Annotated in this window: 15 protein-coding genes; 10 read left to right on the plus strand and 5 right to left on the minus strand. The window is 51.2% G+C overall.

All coding sequences use genetic code 11. The annotated features are described in order from the left end of the window. The first annotated feature begins 10 nt into the window (after window positions 1-10). The 3 genes from JYJ62_RS06615 to JYJ62_RS06625 all read left to right on the plus strand — a co-directional run bounded on the left by JYJ62_RS06615 (window position 11) and on the right by JYJ62_RS06625 (window position 2,329). Entirely contained in the window at window positions 11-361 is a 351-nt protein-coding gene (locus JYJ62_RS06615; protein WP_205341423.1) for a DUF488 domain-containing protein, read from the plus strand. 289 nt (window positions 362-650) lie between these two features. Then, a complete protein-coding gene (locus JYJ62_RS06620; RefSeq protein WP_205341424.1) occupies window positions 651-1,439 on the plus strand; it encodes a zinc-dependent peptidase in 789 nt (262 codons plus the stop codon). Between the two features lie 134 nt (window positions 1,440-1,573). Continuing rightward, complete coding sequence (locus tag JYJ62_RS06625) at window positions 1,574-2,329, plus strand: ZIP family metal transporter (protein ID WP_205341425.1); 756 nt, start codon at window positions 1,574-1,576, stop codon at window positions 2,327-2,329. Between the two features lie 84 nt (window positions 2,330-2,413). Here JYJ62_RS06625 and JYJ62_RS06630 read toward each other — a convergent pair whose 3' ends face one another. Then, the gene (locus tag JYJ62_RS06630; RefSeq protein WP_205341426.1) at window positions 2,414-3,157 is read right to left on the minus strand and encodes a class I SAM-dependent DNA methyltransferase; all 744 of its coding nucleotides are present in this window, start codon (window positions 3,155-3,157) and stop codon (window positions 2,414-2,416) included. A 172-nt stretch (window positions 3,158-3,329) separates the two neighbouring features. Between JYJ62_RS06630 and JYJ62_RS06635 the strand changes: the two genes are divergently transcribed. The 3 genes from JYJ62_RS06635 to JYJ62_RS06645 all read left to right on the plus strand — a co-directional run bounded on the left by JYJ62_RS06635 (window position 3,330) and on the right by JYJ62_RS06645 (window position 6,092). Next, window positions 3,330-4,499, plus strand: a complete 1,170-nt coding sequence (locus tag JYJ62_RS06635; RefSeq protein ID WP_205341427.1) for a TMEM43 family protein — start codon at window positions 3,330-3,332, stop codon at window positions 4,497-4,499. Between the two features lie 181 nt (window positions 4,500-4,680). Next, window positions 4,681-5,265 carry a DUF1415 domain-containing protein gene (locus JYJ62_RS06640; RefSeq protein WP_205341428.1) on the plus strand — a complete coding sequence of 195 codons (585 nt, stop codon included), beginning with the start codon at window positions 4,681-4,683 and terminating at the stop codon, window positions 5,263-5,265. 251 nt (window positions 5,266-5,516) lie between these two features. Further along, entirely contained in the window at window positions 5,517-6,092 is a 576-nt protein-coding gene (locus tag JYJ62_RS06645; RefSeq protein ID WP_205341429.1) for a YceI family protein, read from the plus strand. 149 nt (window positions 6,093-6,241) lie between these two features. On the opposite strand, the gene JYJ62_RS06650 is transcribed toward JYJ62_RS06645, so the two are convergent. Next, entirely contained in the window at window positions 6,242-6,673 is a 432-nt protein-coding gene (locus JYJ62_RS06650; RefSeq protein WP_205341430.1) for a GlcG/HbpS family heme-binding protein, read from the minus strand. A gap of 218 nt (window positions 6,674-6,891) precedes the next feature. On the opposite strand from JYJ62_RS06650, the gene JYJ62_RS06655 reads away from it, so the two are divergent. Next, entirely contained in the window at window positions 6,892-7,425 is a 534-nt protein-coding gene (locus tag JYJ62_RS06655) for a hypothetical protein (RefSeq protein ID WP_205341431.1), read from the plus strand. A 226-nt stretch (window positions 7,426-7,651) separates the two neighbouring features. Here JYJ62_RS06655 and JYJ62_RS06660 read toward each other — a convergent pair whose 3' ends face one another. Then, window positions 7,652-9,031 carry a sigma-54-dependent transcriptional regulator gene (locus tag JYJ62_RS06660; protein WP_205341432.1) on the minus strand — a complete coding sequence of 460 codons (1,380 nt, stop codon included), beginning with the start codon at window positions 9,029-9,031 and terminating at the stop codon, window positions 7,652-7,654. Continuing rightward, window positions 9,028-10,548, minus strand: coding sequence for a sensor histidine kinase (locus JYJ62_RS06665; protein ID WP_205341433.1), 1,521 nt, complete (start codon window positions 10,546-10,548; stop codon window positions 9,028-9,030). The genes JYJ62_RS06660 and JYJ62_RS06665 overlap by 4 nt, the downstream gene beginning before the upstream one ends. A 163-nt stretch (window positions 10,549-10,711) precedes the next feature. Here JYJ62_RS06665 and JYJ62_RS06670 point away from each other — a divergent pair, with 163 nt between their 5' ends. Then, on the plus strand, window positions 10,712-11,095 hold the full coding sequence (locus tag JYJ62_RS06670) for a DUF4168 domain-containing protein (protein WP_205341434.1): 384 nt from the start codon (window positions 10,712-10,714) through the stop codon (window positions 11,093-11,095). Between the two features lie 132 nt (window positions 11,096-11,227). Here the strand turns inward: JYJ62_RS06670 and JYJ62_RS06675 are convergent, their stop codons facing one another. Then, complete coding sequence (locus tag JYJ62_RS06675; RefSeq protein WP_205341435.1) at window positions 11,228-12,400, minus strand: RtcB family protein; 1,173 nt, start codon at window positions 12,398-12,400, stop codon at window positions 11,228-11,230. A 346-nt stretch (window positions 12,401-12,746) separates the two neighbouring features. On the opposite strand from JYJ62_RS06675, the gene JYJ62_RS06680 reads away from it, so the two are divergent. After that, window positions 12,747-13,772, plus strand: a complete 1,026-nt coding sequence (locus tag JYJ62_RS06680; RefSeq protein WP_205341436.1) for a universal stress protein — start codon at window positions 12,747-12,749, stop codon at window positions 13,770-13,772. After that, complete coding sequence (locus JYJ62_RS06685; RefSeq protein ID WP_205341437.1) at window positions 13,769-22,204, plus strand: GH36-type glycosyl hydrolase domain-containing protein; 8,436 nt, start codon at window positions 13,769-13,771, stop codon at window positions 22,202-22,204. The genes JYJ62_RS06680 and JYJ62_RS06685 overlap by 4 nt, the downstream gene beginning before the upstream one ends. The last annotated feature ends 210 nt before the right edge of the window (window positions 22,205-22,414 follow it).

The following is a 22,414-nucleotide window of genomic DNA, read 5'->3' on the forward strand; positions in this document are numbered from 1 at the left end:
GGGGTGTGACATGGACATCAAAATAAAACGAGTCTATGCCGAGCCGAGCGACGAGGATGGGCGGCGCATTCTCGTTGATCGGCTTTGGCCGCGAGGTCTGACCAAGGAAAAAGCTCGTGTTGACCTGTGGCTCAAAGAGATTGCGCCCAGTACCGAACTGCGTAAATGGTTTGCTCATGACCCAAGCAAATGGGACGAGTTTCAGAAACACTACCTAAGCGAACTTAAAGAGAATAAAGACGCCATCCAAGCCTTAAAAGACGCGCTGAAAAAAGGCAGAGTTACCCTGGTCTATGGCGCCAAGGATCAAGAGCATAACGATGCAGTGGTGATCCAGAAAAATAGCGGGTTATTTACTTAGTCAAAGAACGAGGTACCTACAAAAGATAGGCGAAAGTTTAGGTCTGCTCCCTGGTAACGAAGGTCGCTAAGGTCGAATATCATGTTCAGTGGGCTTGTCCTGCTCTCCATGGACGCTTTAGATTGCCAGCTCGCGGCGCATAAGTAGCCACAGTCAAAACACTAACGATGATGCTCATCATCTGCGCGCCGTTGTTTGCCTGAACATTAAAAATGAGTTGCTATATAGTTCACTCAATCTGAGTTCTGTCATTTTGACTGTTAGGCAATCTACTGGGTGCGAGTTAAATATGTTTAAGCGATTTCGTAATTGGCGAGAAAACAAACGTATTAAAAAAATGGGTTTTACTGCTGAACAGTGGGAAACAGCCATTGCTGACTGGCCGGTAATGCAGCGCTATCAGGGTGCCGAGCGGGATCAGTTGCGCGATATGAGCTTACGTTTTTTGGCGCGCAAAAGTTTTGTTGCCGGCGGTGGGTTTGAGTTTACCGATGCCATGTGTTTGAAAATTGCCACGATGGCCTGCGTGCCTGTTTTACGGCTTGGCTTAGATTGGTACGACCGTTGGTATACGGTGATTCTTTACGAGGGAGGCTTTGTACCCAATCGCCCTTATCGTACTAACGATGGCATCGTGCATGCTAAAGGACCTGGCTTGAGTGGTGAGGCGTGGTTTCGAGGCCCTGTGATTTTTTCGTGGGATGCGGTGTGTAATAGCGGTGCGCATGTTAGCTTTGGTAAGGCCAGCAATGTGGTGATTCATGAAGTAGCGCACAAGCTCGATATGCTGCGGGATGGTGCTAACGGCGCGCCGCCCATGCACCCTGATATGCGCTCTGGTGAATGGCACGCTATTTTTACTGCAGCATGGGATCGTTTGCAGAATGACTTACAGCAGAATCGCACCCTACCGATCAATGATTACGGCCTGACCAGTCCGGCAGAATTTTTCGCAGTATGCAGTGAAACGTTTTTTGAAGCGCCCAAGCATATGCAAGAGCATATGCCTGAGGTTTATCGGTTGTTATGTCAGTTCTATCGCCAGCAGCCAGCAGCCAGCGCCGTTGCTAGCGCCTAATATATAAGCCGCAACATACTATAAATGCGCTGCTGAATGAGCAGTACTAAGTGTTTTTTTACAAAGACTATCCTTCCTCTTGTACTGGTGTTCGCTTTACTCTACATGTGATGGTGATTTCTAAGGAGCGCGCTGTGAATCTAGGATTTGAGGCAGCATTTTGGGGTGGTGTCGGGGGTGGTGCGCTGATCCTCGGCGCAGCGATAGGTTATCTGGTTACCGTGCCGACCCGCGTGATTGCCGGAGTGATGGCGTTTGGTAGTGGAGTTTTGATTTCTGCTCTGTCGTTTGAGTTGATGGCCGAAGCATTCAATGGCGCAGGGATAACAGCGACGGCAGTAGGGTTTCTATTGGGAGCAGTCTTTTATGCCTCAGCAAACCGGGTGCTGGTTATTTATGGGGCAAAACATCGTAAGCGCTCAGGGACACAGCAACCCAGCGAAGAAGAAAAGCCTGGTAGTGGTGCGGCCATCGCGATAGGTGCCTTATTAGATGGGATTCCTGAATCCATCGTGATTGGTTTGAGCATTTTGCATGGTGGCGCGGTCAGTATCGCGGTCGTGGTGGCTATTTTTTTATCGAATATTCCAGAAGGGCTGTCAAGTTCAGCGGGGATGAGAGCGGCGGGGCGGCCCGCTTTTTTTGTTTTCGGTATTTGGTCGGCAATTGCCGTGACCTGTGGTGTATCTGCATTCGCAGGCTATGCTTTGTTTGATCAGTTTTCGCCCTTTGTTATTGCCTTAACCACGGCTGTGGCAGCCGGTGCCATGCTGACTATGGTGGTTGACACGATGATTCCGGAAGCTTTTGCAAGCACCCACAATTGGACGGGTTTGCTTGCCGTTTTAGGGTATTTAACATCATTTGCTCTATCAGCATTAAGTGCTTAGTGTGCTGAATAAGGTTGGCTGGTTAACGCTGAGTTGCTGGTGTGAGCGTTAGACTGGTAGAGGCTTATGAAGTGTCAGTCGATTTTAAATCTTTACGCAGGTGAAAATGGCATTGCCAGAGGTCTTATTCCAAGGAATGATTTTCTCATAGTCATGCTCAAAAATTTGCACGTCAAAGTAAGGCGTCAAGATCTCTAGTAACTCAGCAAAGCTGAAAGCGACCATGGGATGTTCGTCATGCCATATCTGCGTGTCTGTAATGGTTGTTTTTTCAATGCTAACTTTGAGTGATTTTTTCTCGCCATCACCGCAGTAATGCCAACCTGAGCTGAAAGTGAACAGATCGTCTTCTTGCTGAGCGCGATGTTTTACAAATAAGGTATTGTCGATTTTGTCCTTGTCGACCACATTGAAGCAGAAAACACCATCCGCTTTTAATGCGCGATGGACGCTGGCTATACATTCTTTGAGTTTTTCAATGCCATCGCTGTAATGGATCGAGTACAAGAAACAGGTGATTAAATCCAATGGCTCAGTGACGTTGAAAGTACTCATATCTTGCAATGAGAAAAGCGCTTCAGGGCAGCGGGTTTTGGCAATGTCGAGCATCGGCTGATTGATATCAAGGCCATTACTTTGATAGCCAAAATCAATGAAGTAACGGACATGCGGACCCGTGCCACAGGCTAGATCAAGATGAGTATTTCCGCCGTTACCAAAGATCTGGTGCAGCCTGCGAATAGAGTGGCTTTGAGCTTGGTAGTCGATACCAGCACACATTAAATCGTAATAGCCTGAAAGATCGGTATACAGCGCGTTGGCGGACATATGAGCCTGGATTTTTTAATTGAAATATTTTGGGTGGCGCATAGTAAGCTAATCAGTATATTTTGCTAGATAAATGTGATTTTTAGCAGAGCATTCTGAGTAACGTTGTGCAGCTTCGTATACTCAAAGTCGTTACTGTCAGTAATAAGTATAGGAAAACAAGGAGATATATATGTCACAGGATCGTTTTACAGAGGTGACAACGCAATCGTGGCTCAGTCGGATTGGCGGTGCGATCAAGGGGATCTTGCTGGGTCTCATCTTATTTGTTGTCGCCTTCCCATTGTTGTTCTGGAATGAGGGACGAGCTGTTACCACCTATAAGACCCTGAAAGAGGGTGGTAGCATCGTGACCAGCGTCGCCTCCGATAGCGTTGATCCTGCCAACGCAGGGCGTTTAATTCACGTGACCGGGTTGGCTGATACTGAGACCCGCCTGACCGACCCAGTGTTTGAGGTGTCAGCCAAGGCGCTGAAACTAAGGCGGACGGCTGAAATGTATCAGTGGAAGGAGGACTCAAGTAGCGAGACCACTAAGAAACTAGGTGGTGGCACAGAGACTGTGACAGAGTATTCCTATAGTAAGACCTGGTCTGAGCGATCGATTAACTCCGATAATTTCAAGAAATCTTACGAACACCCAAATCCCTCTTCCATGCCGTATACCTCAACACAGCAAACAGCCGATAGAGTCACCCTTGATGCTTTTACCTTGTCACCCTCGCTGGTACGCAGTATTGACAGCTTTGAACCCTTGGTACTCGGCAGTGATACAGCGTTGCCTGATACGATCAAAGAAACTGGCCAATTGTACGGCGCAGGATTTTATATTGGTGCGGATTCTACTCATCCGCAGGTGGGTGACATGCGAGTGAGATTCGATAGGGTCAAGCCTGTGCAGGTGAGTGTGATTGCAAAACAGGTGGGCAATACTTTTGAGCCTTACGTTGCCAAAGCAAGAGGATCGATTGAGCTTCTACAGATCGGTGTTCACTCTGCTGACGCTATGATTCAAACGGCGCAAACCAACAACACCATGCTGACTTGGCTTTTTAGGTTAGCTGGTTTCGTTTGTATGATGATAGGGCTCAATTTATTTCTCAGGCCACTCTCTGTTGTCGCCGATGTGCTGCCTATTGCTGGCACCATTGTTGGTGCTGGGGCAGGTCTTATTGCGTTTCTAGTGGCGGCCCCTGCATCGCTACTCACCATCGCCATTGCGTGGATATTCTACCGCCCGTTGATTGCTATCATTCTTGTTGTCATCGCTGTAAGTTTGATGCTGGCGCTCAAAGGTAAACTGAAAACGGCCAAACCAGTAGCCAAATCGCTGGCGTCATGAGGCTGGTGAATAGCGCCGCTGACGCGCTGTACTCACAGCCTTATCGTTCGAAGTAGAGGATAACAAGCACACGACGTCTGATTTTAACTCAGTAGAGGTTAAGGACGATTTGAAAAAACCATGATGCGCCAAACAGCAGTATCATGTTTGCCTGTATCAGCTAATAAATCGTGGAAATAAAATGCAAGAAACACCAAAGTCAGATGATATTGTGAATGACAAGGCAATCGTGACTGCTGTACGGCAGTGGGTTGAAACCTTAGTAGTGGGAATGAATCTCTGCCCCTTTGCCAAGCGTGAGTTGGTCAAGAATCGCGTACGCTTTATCACTACAGCAGCAACAACCGCAGAGCAATTGCTGCATGCATTGCAAGCAGAATTAGAATTGCTCAATAGTGATCCGGCCATTGAAACCACGCTGCTGATTCACGCACAGGTGTTGCAGGACTTTTACGACTTCAATGACTTTCTAGACGATGCCGATAATGTCTTGATGGAGATGGGCTTGGAAGGTGTTTATCAGATTGCCAGCTTCCATCCAAATTACCAGTTTGGTGGTACAGCGCCGGATGATGCTGAAAACTATACCAACCGTTCTCCTTATCCCGTTTTGCATCTTATTCGCGAGGCGAGCCTTGAGCGAGTTATTGCTGATTACCCTGATGTCGACGGTATTCCCGAACGAAACATCGCGTTAATGAATGAATTAGGAAGAGACAAACTGCAAGCATTGTTGCAATCGTGTTTAAGCCATAAAGACTCTTAGAGCGTGTCTCGGGTTGTAGAGTTGCTGCAAATGCTTAGGTTCGGCGGTGCGTCTAACGAGTATTTTTTGAGAGTCTGCAGCGAAATAAAACATCAGAGCTGGGTTGGTAATGAACATTTTTAATGTCTTGCTTACAACTAATGAGTGCGATAAAGCCGTTTCAGCCGCTTGGTTTGAATGTTAGTCTCGAAATCCAGCAATGTGCTCATAAAGACATGCTTGCTATAGGCTAGTCAAAAGGAGAAATGACTATGAAAAAAATATCGTTAGTAATGTTAATGCTATTGGGTTTATCACCCTGTGTATTTGCCGATTGGGAGTTGCTCAATGATGAGTCTTCTCTACATTACGTTTCAATTAAAAATTCAAAGGCTGGAGAAATTAATAGCTTCAAGACGTTAGCCGGCTCGGTGAGTGACAACGGCACGGTATCTCTTACTATTGATTTGACGAGCCTTGAAACCAACATACCGATTCGTAATGAGCGCATGCAAGACATGCTTTTTCAAGTGGGTGAATTTGCTGAAGCACATATCAGTGGCATGGTTGATCTGGCTCGAGTGTCAAAGCTTGAAGTGGGTGAAACTTACCGAGATTCAATTACTCTCAAGCTATCATTGCATGGCGCTGCTAAAGACGTGACCAGTGGTGTACAAATCACTAAGCTCGCGCATGACAAAATGCTGGTCAGCTCATTAGAGCCCGTTCTGGTTAATGCGGAAGATTACGGGCTAGCGGAAGGTATAGAAGCGCTACGTGTAGTCGCAAGCCTACCAATCATCAGTACAGTGGTGCCAGTGACCTACAGTCTAGTGTTTGAGCAGTAGAGTACGTCATAGTCATTAAACGGACAGCAATAGCTGTGTTATGTGCTCGATAGGGTGCATTAAACATAGCTATTGGCGTCCGCTTATTGATAGGCATTCGCCATATAATTAGAGCATGGCGCAGTTGCCTGTATTGTGTAACGTAAGGCTTAGGATTGATCAGCGCCTATCGCTGCCAGCCCCGCTTGAGCGCAGATAGTATCCTGTTCTTCCGATGCTCCGGAAACGCCAATACCGCCGATTAATTCGCCAGCACTTCGAATCGGTAAGCCCCCAGCAAAAATAATAAGCCCTGGTTGCGCGGCGAAGCCGAGCTTCATTGCTTCATTGTCGCCGCACACCTTCATCCAATCACCCGTTGCAAAACCAAACCCTGCCGCAGTATGAGCCTTGTCGATGGCAATGTTGATCGACTGCGGAAAAGCACCCGGCATGCGCAGGAAAGCCATGAGGTTACCTGAGCCATCAGTGACAGCCACATTGATACGCACACCAAGCTGAAGCGCTTCTTGAATGGCAGCCTCCACGGCGCAATGGGCAGCTTGCCAACTGATCGTAGATTGAGGGATTGAGAGTTTCATTGTTTTGGGTTCCTTGCAAAGTGAGTGTGCTGAGCAGTTATCAAGCTAGGTCACAATGACATTGAGGTCAAGTCATCAGCCGCCGGAGGATAATTCAACAGCCTGATTGAGTGAGTGCAGGGCTCTTAACAATTGCGTTGAAATTGATTACACGCATCGTCAAACTCTGCGTAGTCATGCTGTAATGCATCATTCGCAATAGAGTTGAGGGTTAAGCAATGCGTGCTACTAGAGATCACTTACAGGCTGACATCGAACCACATTTAAAGATACAGGGTACGACCGTGCCAAGGACAATTGCTTATACCTTTATCGCTTCCTTCCTAGCACTGGGACTGACTGCTTGTAGTGAAACAACAACTCAAGAAAGAAATTTATCCGCGGTGGTCTCATATTATGCTGAGCAAAAATTCCCCGAGTATAAATACGTTTTTACCGACTTGAATGGTGATGGTGTCAACGATGCGATTGTCTTACTGCAAGGCAGGAGTTGGTGCGGCTCTGGTGGTTGTGCAATGCTGGTTTTGAAAGGTGAGGGCGAGGGTTATCGCGTCGTTTCTAAGAGCACGGCGACGAGAGAAGCAATTCGTGTCTCTGGCTCCAGCAGTCAAGGCTGGCGAGATATTATTGTGCACAGTGATGGTGCGGAAAAATTACTGCAATTCAACGGTATAGGTTATCCGTCAAACCCTTCTATGTTGTCCACAGCGTCGCAAGAGCAGCTTGATGCAGCGCAGATCGTTTTGCAGTAAAGTCATGTCTGTATGTATTGCTTAGTACAATGTGAAAAGGATGCAGGCTTTAGAGTGCCTTAGCTTAATCGTTAAATCTTAGGGAAAAGTATTATAAAATATTTATGGATTAGCAGTTTTTTAGGCACTTAGGGTTATATTTGGGATGCGCAGTCAGATATGGCTATGGCTATGGCGCTGGTCGGTGCTGTTTTCGCTATTATTAAGAGGGATAGTCCTTTTGTGACTACTCTATCCAGCGATATAAGGTGCGTCGTGTGATGCCTAAAATATCTGCCGCACGGCGTTTATTGCCGTCAGCGGCGGCGAGGACTTGATGGATATATTGGCGCTGTAGCGTTTCTAAACTGGGTAGCGCTTCAATATCGACTGTTGGGCTGGGCAGTATCGACAATGTAGCATTACTGCTTGGCAGTGCGGCTGTGTCTGTGTGCTCACGAATACGTTGCGGCAGATGCTGAATCTCGATTAAAGAGGTATCACAAAAAGTGGCGGCACGCTCGACTGCGTTCTGCAGTTCGCGCACATTCCCTGGGAAACTATAGTGCTGCAGCATAGTGAGTGCCGCATCGCTAAAGCCTTTGATATTTTGTTTTTGCTGTGCATTAAAACGGGTTAAAAAGAACTCTGTAAGCTGCTGAATATCTTCACCACGAGTACGCAAGGGTGGGACTTGCAAAGCAAAGGTTTCTAAACGATAAAATAGATCTTCGCGAAAACTACCATCGGCGACAGCCTCGGTTAAGTTGCGATTGGTCGCGGCGATAATGCGCACATCAAGCTGGATTTCGTGATCACTACCGACTGGGCGTACTTTGCCATCTTGCAGAACGCGTAGCAACTTGGCTTGCAACGCTAAGGGCATTTCACCCAGCTCATCCAGTAATAAACTACCGCCATTGGCTTGCTGAAATAAACCCGCGCGCTGTGTGCGCGCACCGGTAAAGGCACCCGCAGCATGACCAAAAAACTCACTTTCCATTAATTCGCTGGGGATACCGCCGCAGTTCACCACCATATACGGACCATCGCGGCGGCTGCTCTGATCGTGCAACGCTCGGGCTACCAGTTCTTTACCGGTGCCACTTTCGCCTTGCACTAAGACGGGGCCGTCGGCATCAGCAATTTGCCGTATGTGCTGAAACATCTGTTGCATGGCTGGGCTCTGACCGATCATGCCATTAAACTGTTTAACGGCGAGCAAGCTTCGATAATGCCGTACTTCGCTGCGCAGCTTTCTATTGTCTAGCAGGCGGCTAACAGTGAGTAAAAAATGATCCATTTCTAACGGTTTGGTTAAAAAATCATCCGCGCCCGCTTGCAAGGCTTTGACCGCTTGCTGTACTGAACCAAAGGCTGTGATGATCAGCACCGCCGGTGGCGATTCTGTTGTAGCAAGGTTTGTTAGGAGGCTCAAACCATCAGCGCCTGGCAGGCGTAAATCACTGATCAGTAAGTCTGGCGCTTGGCTTACTAATAGTTGCTTACCTTGTTCCGCGTCGCTGCACGCAATGACTTGATAGCCTTCAGCTTCCAGCTCTTCTTGCAGTAATTCGCGTAAGCCGCTGTCATCTTCGACCAGTAATATCGTTTCAATCTGACTCATAATTGTGTGTCCTTGTTGCTGGCGGCGAGTGGCAAAGTGACGCGCACTTCACAACCGCCTTGCGTCCGGTTATTAAGGCTTAATTGACCGTTATGTTCTTCGATGACAGTGCGCACAATCGCGAGGCCGAGGCCGGTGCCTTCACCGGGTGACTTGGTAGTGAAAAATGGTTCCAGCAAAGTATCCAGTGAAAACTCTGCAGATAAGCCTGGGCCATCATCGGTGACACAGATAGTTAATTCTGTCTGATCGGCGCTGGCTGTTACACCTATACTGCTGTTAGCGGCCTGCATGGCGTTGCGAATTAAGTTAAGTAAGGCCAGCTCTAAACGGCCGGCATCGCCATGCAGCGTCGGTAAGTTCTCTGGAATATCGGCTATGAGCCTGCGTTGGCTCGTTTCTAGCTCAGGCTCAATTGCAGCGATAACATCGGTGATTAATTGTGCTGGAGCCAGCTCTCTGGCTTGAGTTGAGGCGGGGCGACAGTAATCTAACAATTGTCGTACGGTGCGGGTCAGTCGATCAACCTGACTGCGGATACCACTGGCGTGACGCAATGCCTGCTCATCTAGCGTTCCAGAGCGCTCAAGCCGTCTGGCACGTCCATCGATCACGCTTAACGGCGCGCCAAGCTCATGCGCAATGCCTTGCGCCATACTGCCGATCGCGGCCATTTTTTCATTGTCTTTTAACTGCGCGAGTAATTGTGCTTCTGCTGCGCGGTGGACATCTAACTCACGATTGGCGCGCTCAATGCTGTCTAACATCTGGTTTAAACCTTGAGCAATACTGGCCACTTCACTTGGGCCTTCCAGTGCGGCGCGATAGGCTAAGTCACCTTCAGCTACTCGTTGCATATGCGCGAGTAATTTGTCGACATAGCGTCCTATACCACCGTAATGACCCAGCAAAACTGCCGCTAGAATGCCCAGACTAAATATTCCCCAGACCAGCCAAGCAATAACAGTGAGTTGATCGAGTGCTCGGCCAAAATCACTGGCTTTTCGAGTAATTTGAATGAAGCCTTGAGTTTGGTCGCTGTTATCAAACAGGGGTAAGAAGTGTGAAAATAAGCGGCGTCCCTTAATTCGACTAAATGCTTCTTGTCCCTCGCCGGTCCTGCGAATACGTGCAGGAATGGCTGAGTCGGTCAAATCGGTTTGAGTGACACCTGCTGAGGCAATACGATTGCCATCTACATCAAACACCGAGGCACCATACACTTCGCCTAACACAAACACCGAGCTGAGGGCTAAATTCACCGCCTCCATGTCCCGGTTATTCAGTGCGGTGCCGACGGGCAAGCTAATTGCACGGGCGATTAATTCTAAGTCGTTCTTTAAACGCTGCTGCTGAAACTGATTGGCTTGATCTAAACCAAAGCGAATCCCTAATGCAGTGAGCAGCACCAAAGGCAGCACCACAAACAACAATAACGTGCGCTGTAGACTGCTAAGCCCAATAAAAGGCCAGAAGGATGTTTGTGTGTTATTTCTGAACGTATATTTTTTGCTCATGTGTAATATTTATACATTTTAATCGCCCTAGGTAAAGGTTAAACGTCTCTTAAAATATAGGGAATCTATTTTTATTGAATTAAATCAGTAAGTTACGGAAAATATAAAAACTTGGCATGAAACGTGAGTGGTATTAAGTACTTCAAACGAAAGGAAAGCATTAATGATTGATCTTAAAAAGCTAGTCGCCGCCGTTTCATTTGTAACCTTAGGCTTAAGTGCTTCTGCAGTGATGGCGCAAAATGCTGCACCGGCATCCGCAACTGCCGCACCTGCTCAGCAACAAGGGCAGGAAACAATCAGTGATGCTGAGCTTAAAAAATTCATCAATGCCAGCACCGAAGTATCGCGAATCCGTGAGGACTACACTGAGCGTTTTAATAGAGCAAAAGACCCAGCGATAGCGCAGAACTTGCAACAAGAAGCGCAAGATAAAATGCTTAAAGCGGTGGATCAGTCTGGTTTAGATGCGCAGACCTATAACATCCTATCTGAGCGCATTCAGACTAGCCCCGAGCTGCAGCAACGGGTGCAAAAGCTACAATAAGATAGCTTTATAAAGGTGTTCTGCGAGAGGTTGAAGCCTTGCGTAAAAACCTTAGTTAATGTTTTTCCGGAATAGGGTTTTATACCTTTATTCCGGAAAATGTCCGTCTGGCCCGCGCATTTGAATGTGGGTTTAGCCCTTCACCACGGCCAAAGGCTGCAACTCAATTTGTACGTCGACCAAGTCGGTTTGGTTGCGCATCACTTCATCAATATCTTTGTAAGATCCGGGTGCTTCATCCAGATCTTTACGGCTACGAATGGCATGCAAAATGCCACGATCTTTGAGCGCTTTTACTTCTTCTTTTAAATCCAGCTTTTTACGGGCCTGAGCGCGGCTCATAATGCGTCCGGCACCATGCGCACAGGATTCAAATGACTGCGCTTCGCCTTTGCCGGTTACCAGAAAAGAGCGTGTACCTTGCGAGCCAGGAATCATGCCCCATTCACCTTGGCGCGCTCGCGTTGCACCTTTGCGATGCACAATCACCATCTCGCCAAAGTGTTGTTCTTCGGCGGCAAAGTTGTGCGGCTTATTGATGAAATCGGCAAACTCGACTTCAGGCAGAACCTCGGTAAAGGCTGCTTTAGCTCGCTCCATCATTAGGGTGCGATTGGCGAGGGCAAATTCCAGACAATAGTTCATTTCATTTTTGTACAACTCAAAATACTTAGAAGACTCGGGAAGGTAAGCCAGATCATTCGCGACATCCTCGCCGGCTGCCTTATTTAGTTTTTTGGCTACTTCATTGTAATGATTGGCGACGGTAAAGCCGATATTGCGCGAGCCTGAGTGGATCATAATCCAAATATAACCATCGGAGCCTTGCTGGATCTCGATGAAATGGTTGCCGCTGCCTAAGGTACCAACTTGATACAAAGCGTTGTCGTATTCTTGCTCGACGATGGGCAATTGACCGGTTATTTTCGGCATCCACGCTGAGTCTTGAGGGGTTTTGTGGCGCTCAAAGCCAACCGGAATAGTCTCGCGAATGAGCTTGATGATTTCTTTTAGATCAGTGCTGTCGATCGCGTGCAGATTAGTTCGTAACGAACACATGCCGCAGCCAATATCGACACCGACCGCGTTGGGTATGATTACGCCCTGGGTGGCAAGAATAGCACCGATAGGCATGCCATAACCCTGATGAGTGTCGGGCATGATGGCGATATGCTTAAAAGCAAAGGGCAAGTTTGCAAGGTTACGTGCTTGTTCCAGTGCGCCTTCGTCGATTTGTTCTTCTTTCAGCCACAGCTTTATTGGTAGTTTCTCTGTTGCAATAGTCGCTTTTTGATTCGGGTGCATAACATCTCCATGTTGTACTCAGAATGAGCCTTTACACTGTTATTTAATGAAGTCACTACCGCTGCGCAGGGAGCAAATTTATCTTTTTAGAGGGGGATGAGTTCTTGCTGGCGGGCGTAGCTAATCTTTCGCGAAGTGTTGGACAGAATCAACCATTGATCGGGTGTTTTACAGTTAATCAAGTTATTCATTAAGGTTAAGTGTAGTGTTATAGAGGCTGCCAGCAGTATGCTGAGTATGCTGAGTATGGTGAGTATGGTGATACAGTTGGTTGCGTAAGGCGGTAGCCTTCGCGTTGGGCAGGATTGCCGCACGATAATAATTGTTTACAAGGAGGTATAATAGTATGTCTGAATCTGAACTTTGTAATCAGCAAACAACCGATCCGCTGCGCACGAGCCAGCTTGCTGAACAGTCAAACCTTCGACATGTTCTTGCCTGCGTCGATACAGCACCCTGTGCCGACATTGTATTAGCACACGCCGCAGCGGTGGCAAAGGCCGTCGGTGCCTGCATGACCGTGATCCACGTGCTTCAGTCATCACCAGCCCAGGAGCCGATGGATCCGGTGGAGTGGAAGCAACGTCATTGTGCTGCGACTGCGTATCTGCATGAGCGGATGTTGCGCTGTGCTGATCTTCATGCTGATGTGGTTATTTTGGCGGGCCCCCCCGCCGAGCGTATCAGTACATGGGCGCACGATAACGCAGTAGACTTGATTGTGTTGGGTCGAGGAGGAGAGGACCATGGGCCTTTCGTCGGGCTGGGTGACACCGCACGTCGAGTTGCTGAGGTCGCTGGTGCATCGGTGCTGCTGGTTCCAGCAATGCAAGCCAAGGACTCACCGATACGCTATCGCAAGGTGTTGGTTCCGCTCGATGGCTCATCTCGCTCAGAATGCGTCTTGCCGCTTGGCCTAGGGATTGCCGCTGTGCATGGCGCAGAAGTCGTGCTCGTGCATGTCGCTCCGAATGTCGACCTTATTGAATCAAATCTGCTCAACGCGGAAGCTATCGCCTTGCGTGATCAGCTCTGCAGTCATAATGAGCGCGCGGCTCGACAGTACTTAGATTGGCTACGATCTCGACTGCCTTCGCCGTTGACAACTGGTACGCGCTTATTACCCAGTGGCGATGCACGCCGTGCGCTGGCCCATATTGCCAGCGAAGAAAACGCTGATTTAATGGTTCTTTCTGCTGCGGGCCGAAGCGGGCATACCGACATGACGGTTGGCAGTGTTGCTGATTATCTGATCAATCGTATTGGTATCCCTGTGTTGCTGGTGCGGCAGCATAAACGCAATCTGCCCAGAGGGCACAGAGAACAATGTCACGCTATGGATGCGCGATTGCCGAACCAAGGAATCATATGACGCAGACTACAATGCCATTGCACGACACCACCGCAGCAGACAGTAGATATGCACGTGAGGCTGCTGAACTTCGAGCACGTCATGACATCGTTATTGGTGTGCCTGAGCCCGCCTCCGCTTGGCAGAATATTTCCGCTCTCCTACCTTGGCTAGATAATGCGCATGGCTATTGTGTTAAGCCGTTGCCACATTTGACCAAGGCTTCGGAGTGGTTGCTCGATAACGAGTTTCAGTTACGGCGTGCCGTTCGCCAGGTACGTGAAGATCTACCTGCTTCGTTTTATCGACGCTTGCCGCGACTTGCCTCACCTGAATACCACGGCATTCCCCGTGTTCTAGCACTAGCGCGAGGGATGCTCGAGATTGCCCAAGTACACATTGGCTTTGCCGGAACCGTTGATTTCGTCAACGCTTATCAGTGTGAGGGGCCGCTAACGATCGCCGAACTTTGGGCGTTCCCAGCGATGTTGCGTCTTGCTTGCTTAGAAGAACTGGCGCAATCATTTTCCGAGCTGTTGCCCGAACTTGCGCCTCCATTTACACTTATCCCACGCTCCAGCTTTCACCCAGCGCTTGATCCGACGGAAAGTGTTTCACGGGTGATCTCTGCCCTTGTAGCAATTTCGAACACACCGTGGAAAACCTTCTTTGAACAGGTTAGTCATGTCGAAACAATTCTTCAGGATGATCCTGCGAATGTTTATGCGGCGATGGATTTCGACACACGCGACCGCTATCGCAAGGCGGTCGAAGAAATTGCTGCACACGCACCAGCCTCCGAATGGGAGGTTGCCAGCGCTGCACTGGAACTGGCGCGCGAGCATGCAGGCACGCGTCGCGCCGGACATATTGGCTGCTGGTTAGTCGCCGAAGGACGGACGCAGCTCGAGCGTAAGGTTGGTTTTCGTGCCGGCTGGCGCGCGAGCTGGCGTCGCTTAATGATGGCTCATCCGGGGAAAAGCTATGCGGTCGCACTGACAGGTTTTAGCCTGGCAGCATGGCTCTTTCCTGTTGTTCTGCTGCTTGTGTTCGATGCGAGTGTGCTTGCCTGGGTAGCGGGACTTGCGTTGTCGCTCGCACCAGCGATGATTATCGGGGTCACATTTACCAACTGGCTTGTCAGTCGAACTGTTGCGCCTCGAGTGTTGCCCAAATACGATGTTGAAAAGGGACTGCAGCCAGGCTGGGAGACAGCGCTGGTGATGCCGATTATTCTGCGTCAGCAGTCTGAGGTCGAATCGCTGCTCGAGCGGCTGGAAATGCACTGGCTATCGAACCCAGATCCGCTGGTGCGTATGGCGCTGCTGAGTGACCTTGCTGATGCCGATTCAGAGCACATGCCTGACGATGCAGCAGTGGAGTCTGCTCTTGTCGCGGGCATCCGCCGCCTGAATGCGCGCTACGCCGAACATGCACCGTTTGCGCTTCTTCATCGCCGGCGTCATTGGAATGCTGCTGAAGGCCGCTGGATGGGTTGGGAGCGTAAGCGTGGCAAGCTTGAAGAACTCGTCGGTCTTATGCTGGGTCATCAGTCTGATGTCTTTGTTCTATGCGAAGGCGATATCGATACACTCTGTCGAGCACGCTTCGTGGTCACGCTCGATGCCGACACCCGTGCCCAGTCGAATAATATCAACCGGCTGGTGGGTACGCTGGCGCACCCGCTGAACCGTGTTGAGTTCGATCCGCTCACTGGCAAACCAACACGCGGCTATACTTTTATTCAGCCACGGGTTGAGATTTCCCCCGATGCTGGTGACCGCTCGCTGTTTACTTATCTCTATTCGGGAGATACCGCGATCGACATTTACAGTCGTGCGGTGTCGGATGTCTATCAGGATCTTTTCGGTGAAGGGATATTCACCGGTAAGGGTGCGTTCGACGTTGCTGCATTTTATCAATGCCTGCACGGTCGCGTGCCGGAAAACGCAATTCTCAGCCACGACTTGTTCGAAGGGCTGCACGGTCGTGCCGCGCTGGCCAGCGATATTGTTTTCTACGAGGAATTTCCCTCCAATTATCTCTCTTACGCGCGGCGCGCCCTGCGTTGGATCCGCGGTGATTGGCAGCTTACTCCTTGGTTAGGTGGCAATGTACCGAGCAGTGACGATCAACCTGTCCCCAGTCGGTTTTCAATGCTTGATCGTTGGAAAATGCTCGACAACTTACGCCGAAGTCTGACTGCGCCGATGCTTATCGCTTTCGCGACGGCCGGATGGTTGCTGTTGCCGGGCCAAGCTCTGATTTGGACGGTTCTGGCTGTTGGTGCGCCGGCTGCCTATCTGTTCATCGACCTGATGACCCGTTTGCTGCATACACGTAAGCCCGGTGGGCGGCGCAGCATACTCTATCCGCTGGCTGAACAGGCCGGGCGCTGGCTGTTGGCGGTGGTTTTTTTGGCACACGAAGCCGCGGTGGCGTGTGAAGCGATCGCATGTGCTCTGTGGCGCATGCATGTCTCGCACCGAGATATGCTGGAGTGGACGTCGGCGGCCCATTCCGCTGCAGAAGTATCGCAAACGTGGCACGGTACTTGGCGCGAAATGGCTGCTGCACCGTCATTGGCGGTGATTATTGCTGTTATTCTCGGCTTGTTGAACCCCGTTGCTTTGGCAGGAGCGGCACCGTTGCTACTGTTGTGGTTCGTCTCGCCGCAGATTGCTTGGCTGATCAGCCGCGAGCGGCAACTGATATTAGAAACACTGGGCAAAAAAGACCGACTTTACCTGCGTTTGATTGCACGACGCACGTGGCTGTACTTTGAAACATTCGCCGGTCCCGACGATAATTGGCTGCCGCCCGACAACTATCAAGCGGCTCCATACGAAGACATTGCCCATCGTTCCTCACCAACCAACGTCGGCATGCTTTTCTTAGCGGCACTGACCGCCTGGGATTTAGGTCATATCGGGCGACGTGATCTTGCTGCACGTATGGCTGCCGCATTGGACGCCCTTGATCGGCTGGAGAATCATAACGGTCATACCCTTAACTGGTTCAATACCAGAACACTGGAATCGCTTGAGCCGCGTTACATTTCGACGGTTGATAGCGGTAATCTGGCGGTCAGCCTACTGACATTATCCGCCGGTTGCCGAGAGGCCGCCGCCGGCTTAGGACTTTTACCTGCACGTTGGGACGGTCTTCAAGATTCACTCCATTTGCTGCGCGAAGCCGTAGCCGTTTTGCCTAAGATCGACCGAGATGTCATTACCGATGATCTTAATGCTATCGTCAAGCGTTTGCCTGGCATCCGCCGCACCTCGCAAGACTGGTGGCCCGCATTGCTGCAGTTGAGTACGGATGACTGGCAAGCGGTGCAAGCACATATTGTTAAGGTGTTAGAGGCTGGTATCGAAGCTGACACCGATGAAATTCATCTGTGGCTCAAACGTACTGATCACCACTTGATGACCATGCGCCGGGATCTTGCTGCACTGACACCTTGGCTGGCTCTAACTGAGTCAGCACCATCTGCTTTAAAAGACGTGTCAACGTTGCTTGAAGCGCTGCCCCGAGCCGATGCTTCTTTCGCTCAGATGACGAGCAGTATCGATGGTGCACGCCGTGCTCTGGCACAATTGGCTGCCGTTGACGTGAAGAGTCAATCCTGGATCGCGGCGATGATGGTGGCGCTCGACAGTGGCGAGAGCGCTTGTCGAGAGCTTCATGAGAGCTTCCTGGAGTGCGCGATACGAGCAGAGACACGTGCTTTCGCCATGGATTTCCAACCGTTGTATGACGAGGAAAGCAGTACCTTCTTTATTGGCTACAATCTCGACTCTGATCATCTTGATCAACACCATTATGATCTATTGGCGAGCGAGGCACGACTGGCCAGCTATTTTGCAATAGCCAAGCGTGATGTCCCCGTTAAGCACTGGTTCCACTTGGGTCGCCCCATCAGCCGAACGGCTGGAGCACTGACGATACTGTCGTGGAACGGCTCAATGTTTGAGTACCTTATGCCAACTTTGCTGTTGCCGAGTGAGGCGGGGCGACTTCTCGGTCAGAGTGAGCGTGCCGCGGTTGCGGTGCAGCAGCGCTATGGCGAGAAGCTTGGTTTGCCTTGGGGGGTTTCGGAATCCGGTTTTGCCGCCCGTGACGACTCGCATCACTACCAGTACCAAGCGTTTGGCGTCCCTGGTCTTGGGCTGAAGACCGGTTTATCTAAAGACTATGTCGTCGCGCCCTATGCTAGCGCTCTGGCATTAGCCATTGTGCCCATTGCTGCGACGTCCAATTTGCGTCGTCTGGACAAACTTGGTTTACGTGACCAATACGGTTTTTTTGAGGCGGCCGATTTCACCCCAGAGCGGCTACCGATAGAGGGCAGCTTCTCGCCGGTGCGCTCTTATATGGCTCACCACCAAGGGATGATCAGTGCTGCGATCGGTAATGCGTTGAACAATAATATTTTGATCAAACGCTTAGGTCGCGATCCGCGCATGCGCGCCACCGAAATGCTCTTGCAGGAGCGTGTGCCATGGGAGTTTCCACCTGAGCAGCCAACCGAAACCGATGAGATGACTGCTGATCTGACTCGTGTGCCGACACCCGCTTTACATGGTTGGGCAGCGCAGGATCCGACCAGCCCACAGCTGCATGTGTTGGGTAACGGCAATCTGGCCGCTTGGGTCAGTGATGCCGGAGACAGTGCGTTATGGTGGCGTGGTCAAGCTTTGACTCGCTGGACGGGAGATGCCATCCGTCGCTGTGGTGAGTCGCGGATTTATCTTAGCGAGCGTGCCAGCGATGCGATCTGGTCGCTCGGTGTAGACCACTCCAACCGGTTACTGGATACCAGTTACCATGCTCACAAGATCGATTTTCAAGAGCGTAGAGAGGGTCTATCAACCAATCTTGAAATCGTCATTGCACCTAACGATGACGTGGAAATACGCCGCGTTACGCTCTCCAATGAGAGCAACCGCGTGCGCGAGTTGGATGTGACAAGTTATGCTGAGGTGGTGTTGGCGCCAGCCGCCAGTCATGAGCGGCACCCTGCTTTCAGTAAGCTGTTTATCCATAGTGAACGTTTAGAGGAGCAGAATGCGTTGCTCTTCAAGCGCCGTTCCCGGCGTCCTGACGACCGTCCGCCAGTCGTGCTGCATAGCATTCTGTCGACCGATGCGGCGGTTACCTTGGCAGGCTACGAAACTGACCGCCGTTATTTTCTTGGCCGTCACGGTGATCTAGAACGACCACTGGGTGCTGCCGAAACGCTGGCTGATTCGATTGGTTGGACGCTCGATCCGATTATGGCGTTGCGCGCGCATGTTGTTCTTGCGCCTGGTGCGCAGGTACGAATTGATTTTGTCACGATTGTGGCTGGCTCACGGGAGAAAGTGCTCGCAATTGCTGAGCGCTTTGCAACTGGGCCGGTTCTTGACTGGGCGACTGAAGATGCGCGGCGTACGGCTGCACTTGAAGCGCAGCGTCTAGGACTGGATTCACGCACGCTGGCTGAGGCGCAGGCTTTATGCCGTGACTTGGTTTTCCCGCGAACGCCTCCAGTTATGTTGGCCGCTGCCTCGAGTGCTGCGCTTCCTGCTCAGCCTCATCTTTGGAGTATGGGGCTGTCTGGCGATTTGCCAATCGTGCTGGTGCGAGTCGTCGATAAGGCCTATGTGTCGCTGTTGCCAAGTATTATTCGAGTTCACCGTTGGTGGCAGCGGTGTGGCCTTCAGGTCGACCTAGTCTTTCTACAGGATGGTGTTTCAGGCTATCAAGAGCCGATTCGTGACTTGCTGTACAGCGCTCTGCGTGCAACCAATGTGCCCGAAGGGCTGGGAGGCAATGGCGGTGTTCATCTGTTGGCAACTGAACGGATTGGTGCGCTTGAGCGTCGCACACTAGAGGCAACAGCGCGGGTCACGCTCGATGCAGCGGCTGGATCACTGGCGCTGGCGACAGCACCCGCGCGACCTGAACTCAATCCATTGCCTCTCTTTCAGCCATTGGGAGCATCCGTGCCCGAGCCGCTGCACCTGCAGCCATTGTCACGACCTGATAATCTTATGTTCGATAACGGTCTGGGCGGTTTTGCTCCTGAAACAGGTGACTACACCATCCATCTCGATGATGGGCGTGTGACGCCATCACCTTGGTGCAATGTACTCGCCAATGAGAGTTTCGGCACGATTGTCTCGGAAGCAGGACTGGGCTTCACTTGGTGTATTAATAGTGGTGAACATCGTCTCACCCCATGGTCGAACGACCCAGTGCTTGATCCGCAGACCGAGGCACTTTATCTGCGTGATGAAGAAACTGCTGAGATCTGGACGCCGACTCCGCTGCCTGCGGGTGGCGATGTTTCTTGTCAGATCCAGCATCATGCTGGTGCCACGACTTGGTTGCGCAACGCAGAAGGACTCGAACAGCGTCTTACTGTGTTTGTTCCGCCTGAGGCACCGGTTAAATTAGCACTGCTGAGTCTGACCAACCCCGGCGATCGCGGGCGCCGCTTCACGGTCACTTACTATGCTGAATGGTTACTAGGCTCGATGGTCAGTGCGTCGCGACCGCATCTGGTTTGCGGCTTTGATGCCAACAGTCAGGCGCTGATCGCGCGTAATGACTGGAACCCTGAGTTCGGCCAGCGCACCGCGTTTCTTGCCGCCAGTCGCACACCACACAGCCTCAGTTGTGACCGCGCGGCGTTTCTTGGGCAGCAGGGTAATTCGGCACGGCCGGCTGGCCTAGAGGCTTGGAGTCTCGATGGCATGCTCGACAACGTCGCTGATCCCTGTGCAGCATTCCAAGTTCATATTGATTTGGCGGCCGGGGCGACCGAAGACGTTGTGTTTGTACTGGGGGAGGGCCGCGATTCAGCCGAAGCCGCGCAACTTGCCAAGCATTGGGCGAACGTTGAGACGGCTAAACAGGGCTTAGTCGACAACGCTGCCGTTTGGCAACAGCGACTCGGCGTGGTGCAGGTCAGTACGCCGGATCCGGCTTTTGATCTGATGATTAACCGCTGGTTTATCAACCAGACCTTTGCCTCACGCGTATTGGCACGGGCTGGGTTTCAGCAAGCGGGTGGTGCCTTTGGTTTCCGTGATCAACTTCAGGACATGATGACGCTGCTGTTTATCGAGCCGCAACGGGTGCGTGCACACCTTCTAGAAAGCGCCTCGCGCCAGTTCGAAGAGGGTGATGTGTTGCACTGGTGGCATCCACCGTTAGGACGCGGAGTGCGAACGCGTTGTTCAGATGACCTGCTGTGGTTGGTTTACGCCACTGGCCGCTATGTTAAGGCGACTGGCGACAGTTCTGTTCTTAATGAAAAGGTTTCATTCCTATCGGCACCGCCATTGGCAGACAGCGAGAACGATCGTTATGCGCCGTTCGAGCCGGGTGAGGAAAGTGGCACATTGTTCGAGCACTGCCGACGAGCGCTGGATCGTGGCGTTACTGCAGGCGCGCATGGTTTACCGCTGATTGGTATGGGCGATTGGAACGACGGCATGGACCGTGTTGGCAGTGAGGGGCGTGGCGAAAGCGTATGGCTTGCTTGGTTCGCCGCAGATTGTGTTGACGCCTTCGCCGATCTTGCTAGCGAGATTGGCCGCAAGGATCTTGATGACCTCTGGCGGCCACGTGCCGATGATTTACGTCGAGCAGCCGATGCTTCCGGCTGGGATGGCGGCTGGTATGCGCGAGCCTTCGACGATGAGGGTTTGCCATGGGGCTCGAAAGATTCCGAAGAATGTCAGATTGACAGTATCTCGCAGTCTTGGGCAGCGCTGGCTGGCGGACTCTCGCCTGAGCGCTCGGTTACCGCTGTCAACGCGGCAACCGAGCGCTTAGTCGATCGCGATGCGCGACTGGTGCGTTTACTGACGCCGCCATTCGATCAAACCCTGCGTGATCCAGGCTATATTCGTTCTTATCCACCGGGTGTCCGAGAAAACGGTGGACAGTACACCCATGCTGCAGCTTGGTTGGGCTTAGCTCATGCGCGGCTCGGTCATGCTGATCAGGCGTATGAAATATTTGACCTGATTAACCCCATTCGGCGCAGTGATAGCCTCGAGGGCGCTGAGTTATACCGTGGCGAACCCTATGTTCTCGCTGCCGATATACGAGGTGCGGGAGCAGGCATTGGTCAAGCGGGCTGGACGTGGTATACCGGCGCTGCCGGTTGGAGTTGGCAGTTGGCCGTTGAAGGTATTCTTGGTCTCAGCTTGCAACGTGGCGCAGTTAAAATCGCACCGCAAATCCCTACCAGTTGGGGTGGTGCAACGGCTCGAATCAACGGCCCAGATGGCGTACTGATTATTACGATTGAGGATCCTGAACGTATCGGCGCGGGGCAGGTCGAACTTAAGGTAGACGGACAGTCAGTGGCAGGTGATTGCATTACCATCCCGACCGATGGAACTGAGCGTCATGTTATCGCTCGTCTGCGGCGGCTGGCGGCGGATTGATCAACAATACGTACTGTGAGTTGTTGCGGCTCGCTCTGCTGGAACGACCCGCAACTGTATTTCAGTTTACCAGTGAGAACTGGAGGTTGGACTTGGTTAAAAAAGCTGTTTATGCTCATAGTGCTCATGGAGAGTGGGATGGTACGCTTTACCTATGTGCAGTCACTTGCCAGTAGGACTTTGTTCTTCTTGAGTTTGGGTCGGATTGAT

The organism is Denitrificimonas caeni (assembly GCF_905120345.1).
GTDB classification, from domain to species: domain Bacteria; phylum Pseudomonadota; class Gammaproteobacteria; order Pseudomonadales; family Pseudomonadaceae; genus Denitrificimonas; species Denitrificimonas caeni_A.

Coding starts and splice junctions, on each gene's coding strand:
- JYJ62_RS06660 (WP_205341432.1), bottom strand. CDS start 9,031: ATGAGTCAGATTGAAACGATATTACTGGTCGAAGATGACAGCGGCTTA.
- JYJ62_RS06685 (WP_205341437.1), top strand. CDS start 13,769: ATGACGCAGACTACAATGCCATTGCACGACACCACCGCAGCAGACAGT.
- JYJ62_RS06670 (WP_205341434.1), top strand. CDS start 10,712: ATGATTGATCTTAAAAAGCTAGTCGCCGCCGTTTCATTTGTAACCTTA.
- JYJ62_RS06620 (WP_205341424.1), top strand. CDS start 651: ATGTTTAAGCGATTTCGTAATTGGCGAGAAAACAAACGTATTAAAAAA.
- JYJ62_RS06665 (WP_205341433.1), bottom strand. CDS start 10,548: ATGAGCAAAAAATATACGTTCAGAAATAACACACAAACATCCTTCTGG.
- JYJ62_RS06635 (WP_205341427.1), top strand. CDS start 3,330: ATGTCACAGGATCGTTTTACAGAGGTGACAACGCAATCGTGGCTCAGT.
- JYJ62_RS06630 (WP_205341426.1), bottom strand. CDS start 3,157: ATGTCCGCCAACGCGCTGTATACCGATCTTTCAGGCTATTACGATTTA.
- JYJ62_RS06640 (WP_205341428.1), top strand. CDS start 4,681: ATGCAAGAAACACCAAAGTCAGATGATATTGTGAATGACAAGGCAATC.
- JYJ62_RS06650 (WP_205341430.1), bottom strand. CDS start 6,673: ATGAAACTCTCAATCCCTCAATCTACGATCAGTTGGCAAGCTGCCCAT.
- JYJ62_RS06680 (WP_205341436.1), top strand. CDS start 12,747: ATGTCTGAATCTGAACTTTGTAATCAGCAAACAACCGATCCGCTGCGC.
- JYJ62_RS06615 (WP_205341423.1), top strand. CDS start 11: ATGGACATCAAAATAAAACGAGTCTATGCCGAGCCGAGCGACGAGGAT.
- JYJ62_RS06645 (WP_205341429.1), top strand. CDS start 5,517: ATGAAAAAAATATCGTTAGTAATGTTAATGCTATTGGGTTTATCACCC.
- JYJ62_RS06675 (WP_205341435.1), bottom strand. CDS start 12,400: ATGCACCCGAATCAAAAAGCGACTATTGCAACAGAGAAACTACCAATA.
- JYJ62_RS06655 (WP_205341431.1), top strand. CDS start 6,892: ATGCGTGCTACTAGAGATCACTTACAGGCTGACATCGAACCACATTTA.